The organism is Bacteroides sp. MSSM.1001136sp1_RTP21357st2_D2_RTP21359_211015 (assembly GCF_040913205.1).
Taxonomy (GTDB): Bacteria; Bacteroidota; Bacteroidia; order Bacteroidales; family Bacteroidaceae; genus Bacteroides; species Bacteroides ovatus.
The window spans coordinates 1-17,847 of sequence record NZ_JBDFVF010000054.1 but is presented as its reverse complement, the minus strand read 5'-3'; the positions used below and the strand labels follow the sequence as shown (position 1 = coordinate 17,847).

The window sequence follows — 17,847 nt, the reverse complement described above, 5'->3', positions numbered from 1 at the left end:
AATACTTAATACTAGAATTTATTCCGTTCTTCCCGGATACACTTCCAAAGCCTTCTGCAAGACAAAAAGTGCACGGGTTAAATCTTCTTTTTTCAATACGTAAGCAATACGAACCTCATTGATTCCAGATCCCGGAGTGGTATAGAAACCGGAAGCCGGAGCCATGAATACAGTCTGACCTTCATACTCAAAATCAGAAAGACACCATGCGCAGAACTTATCGGAGTCATCTACCGGAAGTTTGGCCACTGTATAGAAAGCTCCCATCGGAATGGGCGAATAAACACCGGGAATACGGTTCAAACCGTCAATCAGACATTTACGACGTTCTACATACTCATCATACGTTTCGCGTGAATATTCTTCCGGAGCATCCAAAGAAGCTTCTGCAGCAATCTGTCCAATCAACGGAGGACTTAAACGAGCCTGACAGAACTTCATGACAGCATCGCGTATCTCCTTGTTTTTGGTAATCAACGCACCAATGCGGATACCACATTCGGAATATCGTTTTGATACCGAATCAATCAGTACTACATTATTTTCAATACCTTCCAGATGGCAGGCAGAAATATATGGAGAACCGGTATATATAAACTCACGATATACTTCATCAGAGAAAAGGAATAAATCGTACTTCTTTACCAAGTCACGAATCTGATTCATTTCACGACGTGTATACAAATAACCGGTAGGATTGTTTGGGTTACAAATAAGAATCGCTTTCGTACGCTCATTAATCAGTTCTTCAAACTTCTCTACTTTCGGAAGGGAAAAGCCTTCTTCAATGGTCGTAGCAATAGTGCGAATCTTTGCTCCGGCAGAGATTGCAAATGCCATATAGTTAGCGTATGCAGGTTCCGGAACGATAATTTCATCTCCCGGATTCAGGCAGGAAAGGAAGGAAAAAAGTACGGCTTCCGAACCTCCCGATGTAATGATTATATCGTCTGCTGTAAGGTTGATATTGAACTTTGCATAATATCCCACTAATTTTTCGCGATAGCTACGATAACCTGCACTGGGGCTATATTCCAGCACTTTACGATCAATATTGCGTATCGCGTCAATCGCGGCCTGAGGAGTGGGCAGATCAGGCTGTCCGATGTTCAGGTGAAACACATGGACTCCGCGTTGCTTGGCAGCGTCTGCCAAAGGAGCCAGTTTTCTGATAGGAGATGCAGGCATCTCGTTTCCGCGAATGGATATGGTTGGCATAATTTTAACTACAAATTACTAATTACTATTTACTTTTTCTACTTGGAGCTGCAAATGTACGCAATAATTTGAATACAGAGACATAAAAACTTTAAAAACCTTAGCAAGGTTAAAATCGTTATGGTAAATTGAAAAGAAAGCTATACATTTGTCATACAGAAAACTTAAAACAATATCATAATGACCATACACCTTATCTCATTCGCTTCAATACTTCACAAACAAGTCTCGCTACGTAGCTCGCACGAAGCTATTTTGAGCGAGATTGAAAAATATTATACTGTAAAGTTCGTCGACCATCAAGATATGGACAAACTTAGTAGTGACGATTTCAAAATCATTTTCGTCGCTACCGGTGGGGTGGAAAGACTGGTCATACAGCACTTTGAGAATCTTCCCCGCCCTGCCATTTTACTGGCAGACGGTATGCAGAATTCTCTTGCTGCCGCACTGGAAATTTCCACCTGGCTACGGGGACGCGGAATGAAAAGTGAAATTCTGCACGGTGAATTATCGGCTATCATCTTACGTATTCATACACTTTATAATAATTTTCAGGCACAACGTTCTTTGTTTGGCAAACGTATCGGAGTCATTGGAAGTCCTTCTTCCTGGTTAGTTGCCAGTAACGTAGACTACTTGTTGGCAAAACGTCGTTGGGGAATCGAATATGTAGATATTCCATTGGAACGGATTTATGAACAATTTAAACACATTACGGATGACCAAGTTGGAGCATCATGCGCAGCTGTAGCATCACAAGCTCTTGCCTGCCGCGAAGGAACTCCTGAAGATTTAATCAAATCCATGCGGCTGTACCGGGCAATCAAAAAGGTCTGTCAGGAAGAAAATCTGGAAGCGCTGACATTAAGCTGTTTTAAACTGATTGAACAAATCGACACTACCGGATGCGTGGCATTATCTTTATTGAATGATGACGGGATAATAGCAGGTTGTGAAGGAGATCTTCAATCTGTATTTACGCTATTAGCAGTTAAAGCACTTACGGGTAAAGACGGATTTATGGCAAATCCTTCCATGATTAATTCCCGTACGAATGAACTGATATTGGCACATTGCACCGTAGGTCTCAAACAAACGGAGAGATATATTATCCGCAATCACTTTGAAACAGAAAAAGGAATTGCCATACAAGGGCTACTTCCGACGGGGGATGTAACGATCATAAAATGTGGCGGTGAATGTCTGGATGAATATTACTTGTCTACAGGAACATTGACTGAAAACACTAATTATATTAATATGTGCCGTACACAAGTGCGCATCCACATGAATACTCCGGCCGAATACTTCTTAAAGAATCCACTGGGAAATCATCATATTATGCTTCATGGTAACTATGAAGATACGTTGAACGAGTTTTTCCAGGCAAATGCTTGCAAGAGGACGGAATAAAGGCATCTATAAAAAAAGAAAGATTTATGATAGGAGAAATTTCATGTGCTATAAATAGAGTTGAAGAGCAAATAGAGCAACTCTTTGACGAGAAAGAGGAGTTTATCATGGCCAATGAAGATGTGCTACCTAGAACTATGTATCTGAAGAAGTTGGCTGAAATTGATTCACGAATAGACGAGCTAAAAAAGACATTGGTTTCGTTGAATGAAGAGAAACAAGAGATTCTGGATATGGAATAACTTATCCTATGGGAATATCTTCCCATTTCCCCCCATGCCATTCTACCACCGAAGTAAAACCTGCTTTCTTCAAAGCGGCTAATCCTTCGAAGCGGGCATTGTTTATTCTTTCAGGGTAGTGCGCATCACTATTCACCTGTACCCGAATACCCAATTCTTTCAGGAAAGGGAAATAACGTTCATTCGGATAGAATGTACCCAGCTCATGATAAGACTTGGTATTGATTTCCACCATATAACCACGTGTAGCAATCACCGCGAAGTAATCGCGGACCAACGTGTCATACCATGCTTCATCAAGCAAACCCGGACGATAACAGGAAGCGTTATAATGCATCTTGTCAGCATGGCCGACAATATCAAATCCTCCCAGCTCTACCATACGGAGCAGGTTCTTATAATAAAGGTGGACAACAGAATCCAAGTCACCATCGAAGTGCCTGTCTACCAATTGACGGAAAAGATCTGCCGGGGTATCAATATCTACGATTTTCCCTTCCGGAGAATACAACATATGCACAGAACCTATCCGGTAGTCAAGTGGTAGTTTTTGAAAACAAGGCAAAGAGGGATTGTTTTCTTCATTCAGGTAGTCAATTTCGAGACCGATGGCAAGCTCTATCTTACCTGCATATTTCTTTTTCAGACGAGAGAATTCGGAAAGGTAATCTTCCATTCTATCCCACTCCATCGTCCATGCGGTAGAAAATGGTAGTGGAGCATGAGAAGAAATGCCATAAGAAGTAAACCCTTCGCTGATAGCAAAACGAATAAAATCGTCCATATTGGCTCGTCCGTCGCAATACAGGCAGTGGCTATGATAATTGGTTAGGTTTGTCATACTAGGTTATATTGTCTGGGGGTATATTATCATTATTTGGTTATCCGGGAATATAATAAACTATACTTGTGCCATCGAAGTGGCACAACTGTGCCAGCATGTTGGCACTGCTACGCCAAAGAGGTGGCACAAAGGTGCCAATATAGTGGCACGAATCAGCCTTCTATTTCGCTAAGTTCCAACCAACGCATTGTCTTTTCGTCAATCATATCATTGACTTCGGGCAAACGTTTTGACTTTTCAGTCAATTCGTCAACGGAAAGTGTGCCGCTACAAAGAAGTTCCTCAATTTGTGTTTTTTCAGCTTCCAGTTCGGCGATTTCTTTTTCCAGTTGCTCGAATTCACGCTTTTCTTTAAAGCTCATCTTACGCTTGTCGTTCAGACGGACACGGGCGGTCTTTTCTTCCTGCGGCTTCTCTGCTTCTTTCTCTTTTTGTTCCTTTGCTTCTTTCCAGTTACGATAATCACTATAATTTCCGGGGAAGTCACGAATATCTCCCTGTCCGTTGAATACCATCAGGTGATCTACTACTTTATCCATAAAGTAACGGTCATGGGAAACGACAATCACACAGCCTTTGAAGTTTTGGAGATATTCTTCGAGCACATTCAGCGTGATAATATCGAGGTCATTGGTAGGCTCGTCCAATACCAGGAAGTTAGGATTACGCATCAGGATGGTACAAAGGTAAAGACGGCGACGCTCTCCCCCACTCAATTTATAGACATAGCTATGCTGGGTTTCAGGAGTAAACAGGAAATGCTGCAGAAATTGAGAAGCAGTCAGCTTCTTTCCATTGCCCAATTCGATGACTTCGGCAATATCCTGTATCACATCAATCACTTTCATCTGTTCGTCAAACTGAAGTCCGTCCTGCGAATAATAACCGAAACGAACTGTTTCGCCAATATCCACTGTTCCGCTATCAGGCTTGACTTGTCCCATCAATATCTTGATAAAAGTAGATTTTCCGGTTCCGTTATTTCCTACAATTCCCATCTTCTCATAACGAGAGAAGATATAAGAGAAATCATCCAGAATCTTTAGATCTCCGAAACTCTTGAAAAGATGGTCAGCTTCAAATATCTTGCTTCCGATATACGATGCTTTCACTTCCAGCTTTACATTATCAGTATTAAAACGCTGCTTCGCAACCTTTTCCAATTCGTAGAAAGCATCTTCCCGGTAACGAGCCTTATGTCCGCGTGCCTGCGGCATCCGGCGCATCCAGTCGAGTTCTGTACGATACAGATTATTGGCACGCTCTATTTCCACGCTCTTAGATTCAATACGTTCCTGACGCTTTTCGAGATAATAGCTGTAGTTACCTTTATATTGGTAGATTTGTTGATTGTCTATTTCGATAATCTCGGAGCAAACACGATCAAGGAAGTAACGGTCGTGAGTCACCATCAGCAGGCTAAGGTTGGTACGACGCAGGTAATCTTCCAACCATTCGGTCATATCCAAGTCCAGATGGTTGGTCGGCTCATCAAGGATTAACAGATCCGGTTCGGTAATCAAAGCGTTTGCCAAAGCAACACGCTTCAGCTGTCCGCCGGACAGTTGCTTCACTTTCTGATCGAAATTACGAATTTTAAGTTGTGAAAGGATTTGCTTGGCTTTCTGTTCATACTCCCAAGCTTTCTCCTGATCCATACGTGCCAAGAGGTTTTCCAATCCCGGATGACCTTCGGTTTCCATGCAGCGTTCGTACTCCTTTATCAATTCCACCGTGCTGTTACCATGATGGAAACAGGCTTCGAGCACTGTCAGTTCTTCGGGATATTGCGGATCCTGTTCCAGGTAATCCACCCGAAGATCACGACGAAAAACAATATTACCGCTATCATAACCTTCCTTTCCGGCAATGATATTCAGTAAGGTAGTCTTTCCACTACCGTTCTTTGCTATTAATCCTACCCGCTGACCTTCGGCAATGCCCAAAGATACATTTTCAAAAAGAACCAAGTCACCGAAAGACTTGGTCAGGTTATCTATCTGTAAATAAGGTACTGCCATTTTAATCCAAACACTTCTTATATTCTTCTATTACATTGCAAGGTTCTCCTGCCTTTACTTTACTCCAAACGAGCTTCATCGGATCGATGGTCCGATCTTTATATTGGAGAACAGGAGCTTCCCGGTTGCCGTCGATCAACGTTTTCCATTCCATGCCATCCACTTCATTTGCCAGAATTGCACAAACAGTGATACCAATGGCTAACCATTCGTCTTTCTTTTTCGAGCCAATTTTGCCGTTGTCAATCACTTGCTGAAGTTTTTCTAGGTCTTCTTCTATTCCCTGAAAATCTTTCTTCAATTCCTGTTTCACGGTAGACACCACCCATTCATATCCCTCATTAATCAAATAAATTTCAGAAAGACGTACAGGAATCAATTCAGCAGGATACTTCTGCCCTTCTTTACGTACCTCCAAAGTAGCGATTACATCTTCCGCCTCCTTCACAACTCCACCTTTAGGCACGGTGAAAGAACATTCAAAAGCAATATCGTCAACGCCTGTAATCCACAAATGGGAAGTATAATAAGTTCCCTCCTCCTGAAACATTTCTTTGCTATACGCACATTCCCACGTTCCGACTTTCACCAATGAAGCCGAATCGTTCTCTTTCAGTTCCTGCCGGATGGCATCTTTGCCATAACCGGCTTTTCCTTTAAATGCGGATATACGAAAATTCCCCGTCCATACATCGGGATTATAGAAAAGAAAAGAGCCTTCGCCATCTTCAAACTCATTCCAGTCTGATGGATAGTTCATAGAAAACCATGCTCCGGGAGAGATAAATTTCTTGCCTTGCATCCTTTTACTTTAAAATGATTACTTGGCAAAAGTACGAATTAAATACGAATTACAAAACATCATTTCCCTATTGGCTGTATTTTCCTCCGCACATCTTTAGAAATCTCCAGAAACATATAATTCAATTTCCCGGAATGAATACCTTCTTCGTTCTCCTTATACTTCTTATTAGCATATTGCTTCGATTTCTCGAAAGTCAATAGCGACATTTCATTCTGCGACTTGCCTACCATTGTGGAGTCCAGCTGTTCATCCGGGAAAAAGTCATCCAGATCGACATCACCAATCATTGTTGTTTCCAGGAAGTTCTTATCAGTATGTGAATTATCGGTATAATACCCCACAAACATGTGTCCCGGCGTACGTACCAGAATAGGATCGATATTTATAGCCCGAAGCAGTGATGCAAACAGTACGCTACCGTCCACACAATTAATCTGCGAAGATTCCAGTGCATCATCAAACGTACGAACCCGCTGCGAGAAAACAACATTGCTCGAAAGGCTGGTGTTGGAAACAGAACTATAACGGAATTTGCGTTTCTGCAATATATTCCAGAGAGCATACACCTGCTTGTCCACCGCCCCTTTAGCCTTACTCTGATAGCCTAAGAAGCGATTGACAATACGAGTATTCAGTGCTTCGCGAAGCAACTGGTCAATCATCGGATTCTCTTCATTGACATAGGCAGCAAAGAAAATACTTGTATCATGGAATTTGGTTCCATTCGATACATACCCCAACAGACATTCATTGATACTGCGCACAGAGAATGTACGCACCCGTTGCCCCAGATCTTTTCCATTCATCTCGACAGTAATAGCCACACTTACCGGTTCTGCCTGCACCTCATTTTTCAGAGCTTCATAGTTCCAGATGATATCAGGATAAATCGTATATTCCGTTCGAGGCTTGTTTAGTACAAATTCCGACACCGAACGGGAGAAAAAAGGCGTTTCAGCCACTTCAATCCGTACCCGGCTATAGGCTGTCTTCGACTTCACCCGAACAGCAATACACGATTTCGGATTCCCCAAATAATTAGAATCCGACGGAACAATCACCTGCGCATCAGTAGTGGCAACAGACAAAATCGCTGAAGGAAATATATTTCCGCCCAGATCATCCACAATTTCAAAACCGGAATTGAATGAAGTATATTTAAACACAGACATACCGCCAAGGAGAATTAACAGTACCACCACCGATCCTATTATTTCCTTCCGATGCCGTTTTAAGTCAATTTTTATCATTATTTGTAGTTTCTATAATCAAACGTTTCTATTGTATCTCGCTAACAAAGATAACAAATAGTGAGCGGTTTTTCCTCTTACAATCAACAAAAACTTCCATATTCCTCATCAATTCCCGGAATTCCCGGAATGTAACACGATTGTAACGTCTGTTTCATCTGCCCGTAACAAAGTTTCCTCATCTTTGCAAAGGATAAAATAAAAACGTAACTTTGTCATATCACATTAATACATATATCTTATGAACGAAACCCGTATTCTAGTTGTCGACGATGAAGAAGACCTCTGTGAGATTCTGAAATTCAATCTTGAAAACGAAGGTTATGAAGTTGATACTGCAAACTCTGCTGAAGAAGCAATGAAGATGGACATCAGCAGCTATCACTTGATTCTCCTCGATGTGATGATGGGAGAAATCTCCGGATTCAAAATGGCGAACATCCTGAAAAAAGACAAGAAAACAGCTAAAGTGCCTATTATCTTTATCACAGCAAAAGATACCGAAAACGATACTGTGACCGGATTCAACCTGGGAGCAGACGATTATATTTCAAAACCTTTCTCGCTGCGTGAAGTCATCGCCCGTGTGAAAGCCGTATTAAGACGCACAGTAACAACGGAAACGGAAAGAGTCCCCGAACGTCTTACTTATCAGTCGCTCGTTATTGACATCACAAAGAAAAAAGTAAGTATCGACGATGAAGAAGTGCCATTGACCAAAAAAGAATTTGAGATCTTGCTTCTGCTGGTACAGAATAAAGGACGTGTATTTTCCCGTGAAGACATCCTGGCCCGCATCTGGAGTGACGAAGTGTACGTGCTCGACCGTACTATCGACGTAAACATCACCCGTCTACGTAAAAAGATTGGGGTATACGGCAAATGCATTGTCACCCGTCTCGGATATGGATACTGTTTTGAAGCTGAATAAATAATTATGCCGAATTAAATAGTTATTATGAACCTGCCTGTAACTCAAAAGCATTTTCTTTCTTTTAGCCGAAAACTTTTCCTTTCGGTTATTTCACTATTCCTGGTATTTGCCATTTGTTTTATTGCGTACCAGTATCAACGTGAACGGGAATATAAAATAGAACTGCTAAACACCAAACTGCAAGATTACAATAGCAGGCTCTACGAACAACTGGAGAATCAACCTCTTGACAGTGAAATCATCGACGGTTATATCAATAACCATATCCTGGAAGACTTGCGTGTAACCCTTATTGATGCTCAAGGAAATGTTGTTTACGACAGCTATCCAAGTCATAATAACCAGATGGAGAACCACCTGAACCGTCCGGAAGTACAGAAAGCCATAAAACATGGCAACGGATATGATGTACGCCGTACTTCCGAGACAACCGGAGTTCCCTATTTCTATTCGGCCACTCATTATAAAGATTATATTGTCCGTTCGGCTTTACCTTACAATGTCAGCCTCATCAACAACCTGCAAGCAGACCCGCACTATTTATGGTTTACCGTAATCGTGACCTTATTATTAATGATTATCTTCTACAAATTCACCAACAAACTGGGGACTTCCATCAGCCAGCTCCGTGAATTTGCGATGCGCGCCGACCGGAACGAGCCTATCGAAATGGCTATGCAATCCGCCTTCCCGCACAACGAACTGGGAGAAATATCACAGCACATCATTCAAATCTACAAACGACTGCACGAAACCAAAGAAGCTCTCTACATTGAACGTGAAAAGCTAATCACCCACCTTCAAATCTCACACGAAGGACTAGGTATATTTACTAAAGACAAAAAAGAGATTCTTGTCAACAATCTTTTCACCCAATACAGCAACCTGATTTCAGACTCCAACCTGGAAACAACAGAAGAAGTCTTTGCCATCAGCGAACTGCAAGAGATCATTCATTTTATCAATAAGAATCAGCAAGAACGTTCGAGAGGAAAAGGTGAAAAACGAATGTCTGTCACCATCAATAAGAATGGACGGACATTTATCGTAGAATGTATCATCTTCCAGGATGCCAGCTTCGAGATTTCCATCAACGACGTTACCCAGGAAGAAGAACAGGTTAGACTCAAACGCCAACTGACCCAGAATATCGCCCATGAGTTGAAAACTCCCGTCAGCAGTATCCAAGGGTATTTGGAAACCATTGTCAGCAATGAAAATATTCCACGCGAGAAGATCAACGTATTCCTCGAACGTTGTTATGCACAAAGTAACCGTTTAAGTCGGCTATTACGCGACATCTCCGTACTCACCCGCATGGATGAAGCCGCCAGCATGATCGACATGGAACGGGTAGACATCAGTGTGTTGGTAGGTAACATCATCAACGAAGTATCGTTGGAGCTTGACGAAAAACATATTACAGTCGTCAACTCCTTAAAGAAGAGTATACAAATCAAAGGAAATTACTCACTACTTTATTCCATCTTCCGTAATCTAATGGACAATGCCATCGCATACGCCGGAAGTAATATCCAGATCAATATCAACTGTTTCCGTGAAGATGAGAATTTCTACTATTTCAGCTTTGCCGACACAGGTATTGGAGTATCTCCCGAACATCTGAATCGTCTCTTCGAACGTTTCTACCGGGTAGACAAAGGTCGTTCACGGAAAGTAGGTGGAACAGGACTGGGATTAGCTATTGTGAAGAACGCCGTCATCATCCACGGTGGCAGCATCTCCGCCAAGAACAATCAGGGAGGCGGGCTGGAATTTGTATTTACATTGGCAAAGGAGAAGTAAAATCAGGAGTTATCCTGCAAAACTTGTCTAATCAAAAAAACTAACAGAAGAGAACGCAGCAAAATAAAAGGAAGAAAAATTCTTTGAATAAAGTAGAAAGGACATTATCTTTGTCACCAATGTAATCTACATAAATTCAATGTAATAATTGTTAGTTATGAAAACAAACATCCATATTCTTCCAGCTATATGCATCCTTTGCCTTTGTGCCTGCAAAAGCGGCAACGCTTCCAGTCTGAACAAAAATGATGTAATACAAGACACCATTAAAACCTTTACATTGCCTGCCATCCCCCCAATGATGACAGCCCCGGAACAACGGGCAGACTTTCTGGTAAAACACTATTGGGATAACGTCAACTTCGCCGACACTAATTACATCCACCACCCCGAAGTGACCGAACAAGCTTGGGCGGATTATTGTGACATACTGAATCACGTCCCGTTGGAAACTGCACAAGAAGCCATGCGGAAAACAATCGAACAAACGAATGTAGACAAAAAAGTATTCACCTACATCACCGACCTGGCGGATAAATATTTATACGACCCCAACTCCCCCATGCGTAACGAAGAATTCTATATTCCCGTATTAGACGCCATGTTAGCTTCTCCCTTGTTAGAGGAAATTGAGAAAGTACGTCCTAAAGCCCGCCGGGAATTAGCACAGAAAAACCGTATCGGAACCAAAGCCCTGAACTTCAGCTACACATTAGCTTCCGGCGCACAAGGCTCCCTCTATCAACAGCAAGCCGACTATATCCTCCTATTCATCAACAACCCCGGCTGTCATGCCTGCACAGAAACAATAGATGCCCTGAAAAACGCACCTATCATCAACCGACTTTTGGGACAAAAGAAACTAACAGTCCTCTCTATCTACCCTGACGAAGAGTTGGACGAATGGAGAAAACACCTGAATGAATTCCCCAAAGAATGGATCAACGGATACGACAAGAAATTTGCCATCAAAGAACAACAACTATATGATTTGAAGGCTATCCCCACCCTCTACCTTTTAAACAAGGAAAAGACCGTGCTCCTAAAAGACGCCACCGCACAAGCTATCGAAGAATACTTAACTAATGTTGAATTAGAGTAAAACGATACAAAAATGAGGGTGTTCGGAGAGGGGTGTACAAAGCGCTGAAACGCCCACCAGTAAAGGGGGAAAAGCCAATGAAAACCAGTAGAGTAGAGAAGAGAAGAGTAAAGAAGAGTAAGTAAAAGTATTATTTCTGTTATAAACAACAGCAATAATACTGGGCAGAGAAGATGACTTTGGATGCTGCCGTTGTCGGTTCGGATCACTTCGTCGGTGCCGTTTCTGTTCCCGTGTCCCTCATGAACTGTTCGTCCGGCAGATGACCGACTTTTGTCTGGTAGGTTGTTGATGCTCGCCCAGTAGGTAACGGACATTCACACGGTAGATAACCTACGTTTGTACGTTAGGTAAATTCTATATTATTTCACGGGCTACCGTTTCAATACTTGTTTGCTAAAGTATCATTTGCTTCAAAACCATACCGAAATGAATTAGTTCAAAACCGTATAGTAAGGAACAAAATAGGTGGATACCGCTGCATCCACCTATAAAAAACGACCAATTATGTTTCAATAAATCTGTTTCATACGTCCAACGTTGGACATAGACAAAGATACTTTTTAAAAGCTAATCTTATATCAAACAAATAAAAAAAGGCGGGCAACTCAATACCCGCCTCTAAAATCCGCTAATTTGGTAAATTTTGTAATAAGTGACAGTCTCATTTACAAAAATACAGAAAATATCGAAGAGAACAAGTTGGTTCTTTCTCTTTCGTATCAGGACGAAAGAAAAAGAATATCCCCCCAACTTGGAAAAAACAAATAAACTCCCTATCTTTGTCCCGCATTGGTTTGCGACTCCCTTACGGGGGAAGCAATTAAAAGGGAATCAGGTGTAAATCCTGAACAGTCCCGCTGCTGTAAGTTCCATGCATGTTACAAGCAATTCACTCATTGCCACTGGAGAATAATCTGGGAAGGCGTTTGTAACAGGAATAAGTCAGAAGACCTACCATGCAATTATGTTTCACTGCTTTCGAGGAAAAAGCGTTGAGTCTAATGAACCGGACAAGTCGTCTATCATTTCATTCATCACTCTAATTCAGAGAAAGTGTGTTAAAACGAATAAACTCTGCCAAGTTTATTTATGCGTGTCCGGTCGAAGGGATTTCGCCCGGACACTTTTAAATAGCAACAGACTGAAATAAGGAATAAATGAAAGAGAGAACATTTAAGAAAATGATCTTTGCAGTATTCTGCTGCCAATTCTTATCCATACCACTTTTTGCACAACAGCAAAAGGTAGATACGACACATACATATTCTATTCCTGAAATAACAGTATCAGATATCTATCAGACTCGCGAAGTACGTTCTACCGCTCCCCTGCAAGTATTCTCCAAAGACGCCCTGAAAAACCTGCACGCCCTGCAAGTATCCGACGCAGTGAAACACTTTGCCGGAGTGACCGTAAAAGACTACGGAGGTATTGGCGGACTAAAAACAGTATCCATACGAAGCCTGGGAGCACAACATACCGCTGTTGGCTATGACGGGATCACCCTAACCGATTGCCAAACGGGACAAATCGACATCGGGCGTTTCTCACTCGATAACGTAGACAGACTTTCTCTAAACAACGGACAAAGCGATAACATCTTCCAACCTGCCCGCTTCTTTGCGTCAGCAGGCATCTTGAATATCCAGACACTTACCCCACAGTTCACAAAAGACAAAAAGACCAACATAGCAGGAGCTTTCAAAACAGGTTCCTGGGGATTAGTCAATCCCTCCCTCCTGCTGGAACAACAATTCAATAAAACATGGAGCATGTCAGTCAATGGCGAATGGATGTCTTCTGACGGACATTATCCATATACACTGCGCTATGGAAGTGCAGAAGGAGATCTGTCCTCACGTGAGAAACGGAAGAATACAGACGTACAAACATTCCGTGCTGAAGCCGGACTTTACGGTAACTTCTCCGATAAAGAACAATGGCGGTTGAAAGCCTATTACTTCCAATCCTCCCGGGGACTCCCCAAAGCTACCACTTTCTACAACGACCATTCTACCCAACACCTGTGGGATAAAAACACTTTCATACAAAGTCAATACAAGAAAGAATTCAGCCAACAATGGGTATTCCAAACCTCTGCCAAGTGGAATTGGAGCTATCAACGTTACCTAGACCCCGATACAAAGAACTCATTAAAGAAAACAGAAAACAGCTACTACCAGCAAGAATATTACCTTTCCGCTTCTGTACTATACAGACTGTTGAGCAACCTCTCATTCTCTCTTTCCACCGACGGAAGCATCAACACCATGAACGCCGATCTAAACAACTTTGTACAACCCACGCGCTATTCATGGCTAACGGCATTCGCCGGCAAATACGTGAATGACTGGTTAACAATCTCCGCATCCGCATTAGCAACCATTATCAATGAAGATGTAAAGAAAGGCGGCAGTGCCGGCAATCACCGTAAATTAACCCCTTATGTAAGTGCCGCATTCAAACCTTTTTATAATGAAGAATTCCGTGTACGCTTCTTCTATAAAGACATTTTCCGCCTAGCAAGTTTCAACGACTTATATTACGAAGAAGTAGGAAACACACAACTAAAGCCGGAAAAAGCCAAACAATACAACATCGGACTGACATACAACAAAAATGTATGCTCGTTCCTACCCTATTTGTCAGCAACCATCGACGCTTATTATAATAAGGTAACAGATAAAATCATCGCTTATCCTACCAAAAACCTTGCAGTATGGAGCATGAAAAACCTGGGACAAGTTGACATCAAAGGTATTGATGTTACAGGAAGCCTCTCCCTCCAACCCGGGGAAAAAATCCGCATAAACCTCTCGGGCAACTATACATACCAACGAGCATTAGACGTTACCCCACCCGATCCAAACACGTATGAATCAACATACAAACACCAGATAGCCTACACTCCCCGCATCTCCGCTTCGGGGCAGGCAGGTATCGAAACACCATGGATCAATCTGTCTTACTCATTCCTATTTTCAGGAAAGCGCTACGCGTTGGGACAAAACATTGCCGAAAACAGATTAGATAGTTATAGCGACCACAGTATTTCTGCAAGCCGTGATTTCCTGATAAGAAAAGTCACCACCTCTTTCAGCTTGGAAGTACTGAACCTGATGGACAAGAATTACGAGATTGTGAAATACTTCCCAATGCCCGGACGATCTGTAAGAGCAACAATAAAAATAAGATATTAAATATTATAAAATAAGATATTGACGTGAAAAGGAAATTAATATATATATTCTGGTGCTGGCTGTCATCGATCTTGTTATTCATGGCATGTGATGACATGGAAGACAAACCTTTCACATCAGGCATTATAGGTGATCCGACAGAAACAGGTACCGCCGAATTATATGTATTATGTGAAGGACTGTTCAACCAGAATAACAGCTCATTGGCACGTTTCTCTTTCGGTAATCAACAAATGGTTCGTGATTACTTCAAAGCAGTCAACCACCGAGGATTAGGAGATACAGCCAACGATATGGCTATTTATGGAAGCAAGGTGTATGTCGTAGTCAACATCTCCAGTACAGTAGAAGTGATAGATTTTCGTACAGGAACCTCATTGAAACAAATTCAGATGCAGGCAGAAAATGGGAGTTCCCGCCAACCACGCTATATCACTTTTCATAAAGAAAAAGCATACGTATGTTCCTATGACGGAACCGTTGCGCGTATAGACACAACTTCCCTCTCCATAGATGCTATCACAACAGTGGGACGTAACCCTGACGGCATTTGTGTACAAAACGAAAAGCTATATATTTCCAATTCCGGCGGATTGGATTATTCATCAGGGCTGGGTGTAGATAATACAGTATCCGTTGTCGATATTGCCACATTCAAAGAGAGTAGCAAAATTATAGTAGGCCCGAATCCCGGTAAAATAATAGCAGGTCCGGATGAAACCGTCTATGTAGCCACCCGTGGCGAAGATATAGAAGCCGGAGATTATAATTTCGTCAAGATAGACTGCCGGACAAACAAAGTCACTCAATGTAACGAGAAAGTGCAAAACTTCGCCATCGACGGAGACATAGCCTACCTATATAATTACAACTACACCACACAGACTTCTTCTATCAAGATGTTCAATCTGAAAACAGAAGAAACAATCCGTGAGAATTTCATAACCGATGGAACTGTGATAAAGACACCTTACGGTATCAATATCAACCCTTACAGCAACAATGTATATATCACCGAAGCACGCGATTACACCACTTACGGCGACTTACTTTGTTTCAACCAACAAGGACAACTCATGTTTCGCCTAAACAACATCGGACTTAACCCGAATACCATCGTATTCAGTGACAAAGCCTCACAAAGCAATATTGACGACAATGACGATGACACGGAAAACCCTCTAGCTTTCGCCAATAAAGTATGGGAATACCGCCCTGCTCCCGGACAATTTATCAATACTACCACATCAGCATACAAGGATGGATTTACCTACGATGAAATATTGGAAGAAGCAACCCGCAGAATCCAGCAAAAATCGCTTATTACATTAGGAGGATTCGGTGGCTACATTGTTTTAGGATTCCCACAGCCCATTCCGAATGTAACGGGAGAATATGACTTCAAAGTAAGAGGTAATGCTTACTACAATTCCAAAACCGGAACAGGAAAACTGGGAGGAAGTGCCGAACCGGGAATTGTATTCGTATCCAAAGATGCAAACGGTAATGGAAAACCTGATGACGAATGGTATGAACTGAAAGGCAGCGAATACGGGAAAGATACAGAAACCCGAGAATATGAAATAACCTATTACCGTCCGAACCTAGCCAACCAAAATGTTTTCTGGAAGGATAATAAAAAAAACGAAGGATATATTCTCCGCAACAGTTACCATAATCAGGAATCCTATTATCCACTTTGGATAGAAGATGATGAAATCACATTTCAGGGAACACGCCTAAAAGATAATGCTGTCTTAGAAAATGGATTATGGGTAGGATATTGTTATCCATGGGGATATGCAGACAACCATCCCAACACCAAGGAAGGCAGTAATTTCAAGATAGATTGGGCTGTGGACAGTAACGGCACACCAGCCGACTTGGATCAAATAGATTTCGTTAAGATTATGACTGCAGTTAACCAAGACGCAGGACAAATGGGTGAAATATCAACCGAAGTCACAACCGTTGAAAACTTACATTTCAAAAAATAATCAACAATTTATTAATAACTAAAATTAGAAAAGAACATGAAAAAATTATCCTTATTATTACTATTATCAGTATTTATATTTTGTGGCTGTAGCGATGATGACGATACAAAAACATACATACTTAGCTTGCCTAATTACGAAACTCATACACTCGACATGGGCGATCAAGAAAATCCGGATGATTCATGGTCAGTAAGTAGTGAGTGGGGAACAACTAACTATAAATACAATCTGTTAACTGACGCAAGTGGAATCTTTGAATTTGACTGTGTATCTTCAACATACGGTTTCTATTCAGATAGCTTTGCATTTACGAATTGTACAGTAGAAGATTGTCCAGACTTCGCAAGCTATGATTATCGCGCTATCACCAAAAAAGGGGTAATCAATAATACATACGTTATCGTTGGAGCTGCCGGATATAAAATCGGAAAGAATTCTGATAAAGAAGCCGCAATACGATTCAGAGATCACGACAACCCTAATGAACTGGAAGACTATAGAGTAAAAGGACTATATGTAACAAACAGTGTCTATGCTTATAGCAGTATGAAAGAAGGAACTGGATATTATGGTGAAGAAGAAATATTCGGAAGCAACGACTCATTCAAACTTACTATCTACAATTATGATAAAACAATGCACGTAGATTGTTATTTGGCAGAAGGAACCAATCTCCTCGATCAATGGAAATGGGTAGATCTAACTTCATTGGGAGAAACGAAAGGACTAAAATTCTCATTAACATCTACCAAAAAGAATGAATACGGTCCATTGACACCGACCTACTTCTGTCTTGACGGTATCACTATCGAAGACTAAATAACCACTGCTCGATTGACCTCAACCTATTATATATTTATTTTTAATCAGCCTATTGATTACCAATAATCAAACTTATAATCATACTCAATCGAATGCATAATTTTAAAGGAGGTTGTGTCAAAACGCTGACACAGCCTTTTTTTATGCGCAAAGCCCAGACTTTCTCAAGCCCGGGCTTTGTTAT

General features: G+C 41.6%; 13 protein-coding genes and 1 riboswitch. Of the genes, 8 read left to right on the top strand and 5 right to left on the bottom strand.

Annotation, left to right across the window (positions count from 1 at the left end; all coding sequences use genetic code 11):
• Window positions 1-18: 18 nt before the first annotated feature.
• The gene (locus AB5217_RS23680) at window positions 19-1,218 is read right to left on the bottom strand and encodes a pyridoxal phosphate-dependent aminotransferase (RefSeq protein ID WP_004300623.1); all 1,200 of its coding nucleotides are present in this window, start codon (window positions 1,216-1,218) and stop codon (window positions 19-21) included.
• Window positions 1,219-1,398: 180 nt separating this feature from the next.
• On the opposite strand from AB5217_RS23680, the gene AB5217_RS23675 reads away from it, so the two are divergent.
• Together AB5217_RS23675 and AB5217_RS23670 are read left to right on the top strand one after the other, a co-directional pair.
• The gene (locus AB5217_RS23675; protein ID WP_004300624.1) at window positions 1,399-2,634 is read left to right on the top strand and encodes a hypothetical protein; all 1,236 of its coding nucleotides are present in this window, start codon (window positions 1,399-1,401) and stop codon (window positions 2,632-2,634) included.
• A gap of 26 nt (window positions 2,635-2,660) precedes the next feature.
• Complete coding sequence (locus tag AB5217_RS23670; protein ID WP_004321362.1) at window positions 2,661-2,876, top strand: hypothetical protein; 216 nt, start codon at window positions 2,661-2,663, stop codon at window positions 2,874-2,876.
• Window position 2,877: 1 nt separating this feature from the next.
• Here the strand turns inward: AB5217_RS23670 and AB5217_RS23665 are convergent, their stop codons facing one another.
• The 4 genes from AB5217_RS23665 to AB5217_RS23650 form a co-directional block, all read right to left on the bottom strand.
• A complete protein-coding gene (locus AB5217_RS23665) occupies window positions 2,878-3,717 on the bottom strand; it encodes a histidinol-phosphatase (protein ID WP_032843906.1) in 840 nt (279 codons plus the stop codon).
• Between the two features lie 155 nt (window positions 3,718-3,872).
• A complete protein-coding gene (locus AB5217_RS23660; protein ID WP_004300627.1) occupies window positions 3,873-5,741 on the bottom strand; it encodes an ABC-F family ATP-binding cassette domain-containing protein in 1,869 nt (622 codons plus the stop codon).
• Window position 5,742: 1 nt separating this feature from the next.
• Window positions 5,743-6,543, bottom strand: a complete 801-nt coding sequence (locus tag AB5217_RS23655) for a DUF3805 domain-containing protein (protein ID WP_032843908.1) — start codon at window positions 6,541-6,543, stop codon at window positions 5,743-5,745.
• Window positions 6,544-6,602: 59 nt separating this feature from the next.
• Window positions 6,603-7,796, bottom strand: a complete 1,194-nt coding sequence (locus AB5217_RS23650; RefSeq protein ID WP_004300629.1) for a hypothetical protein — start codon at window positions 7,794-7,796, stop codon at window positions 6,603-6,605.
• 241 nt (window positions 7,797-8,037) lie between these two features.
• Between AB5217_RS23650 and AB5217_RS23645 the strand changes: the two genes are divergently transcribed.
• The 6 genes from AB5217_RS23645 (at window position 8,038) to AB5217_RS23620 (ending at window position 17,660) form a co-directional block, all read left to right on the top strand.
• Window positions 8,038-8,727, top strand: a complete 690-nt coding sequence (locus AB5217_RS23645; protein ID WP_032843909.1) for a response regulator transcription factor — start codon at window positions 8,038-8,040, stop codon at window positions 8,725-8,727.
• 27 nt (window positions 8,728-8,754) lie between these two features.
• Window positions 8,755-10,536 (top strand): sensor histidine kinase, encoded by a 1,782-nt coding sequence (locus tag AB5217_RS23640; RefSeq protein ID WP_004311246.1) that lies wholly within the window; start codon window positions 8,755-8,757, stop codon window positions 10,534-10,536.
• 157 nt (window positions 10,537-10,693) lie between these two features.
• Window positions 10,694-11,638 (top strand): DUF5106 domain-containing protein, encoded by a 945-nt coding sequence (locus tag AB5217_RS23635; RefSeq protein WP_004304184.1) that lies wholly within the window; start codon window positions 10,694-10,696, stop codon window positions 11,636-11,638.
• A 776-nt stretch (window positions 11,639-12,414) separates the two neighbouring features.
• A riboswitch (cobalamin riboswitch) is annotated at window positions 12,415-12,615 on the top strand.
• 183 nt (window positions 12,616-12,798) lie between these two features.
• A complete protein-coding gene (locus AB5217_RS23630; protein ID WP_070782861.1) occupies window positions 12,799-14,841 on the top strand; it encodes a TonB-dependent receptor plug domain-containing protein in 2,043 nt (680 codons plus the stop codon).
• A 23-nt stretch (window positions 14,842-14,864) separates the two neighbouring features.
• On the top strand, window positions 14,865-16,838 hold the full coding sequence (locus tag AB5217_RS23625; RefSeq protein WP_004321384.1) for a YncE family protein: 1,974 nt from the start codon (window positions 14,865-14,867) through the stop codon (window positions 16,836-16,838).
• A 36-nt stretch (window positions 16,839-16,874) separates the two neighbouring features.
• A complete protein-coding gene (locus AB5217_RS23620) occupies window positions 16,875-17,660 on the top strand; it encodes a DUF4465 domain-containing protein (protein ID WP_004300637.1) in 786 nt (261 codons plus the stop codon).
• The last annotated feature ends 187 nt before the right edge of the window (window positions 17,661-17,847 follow it).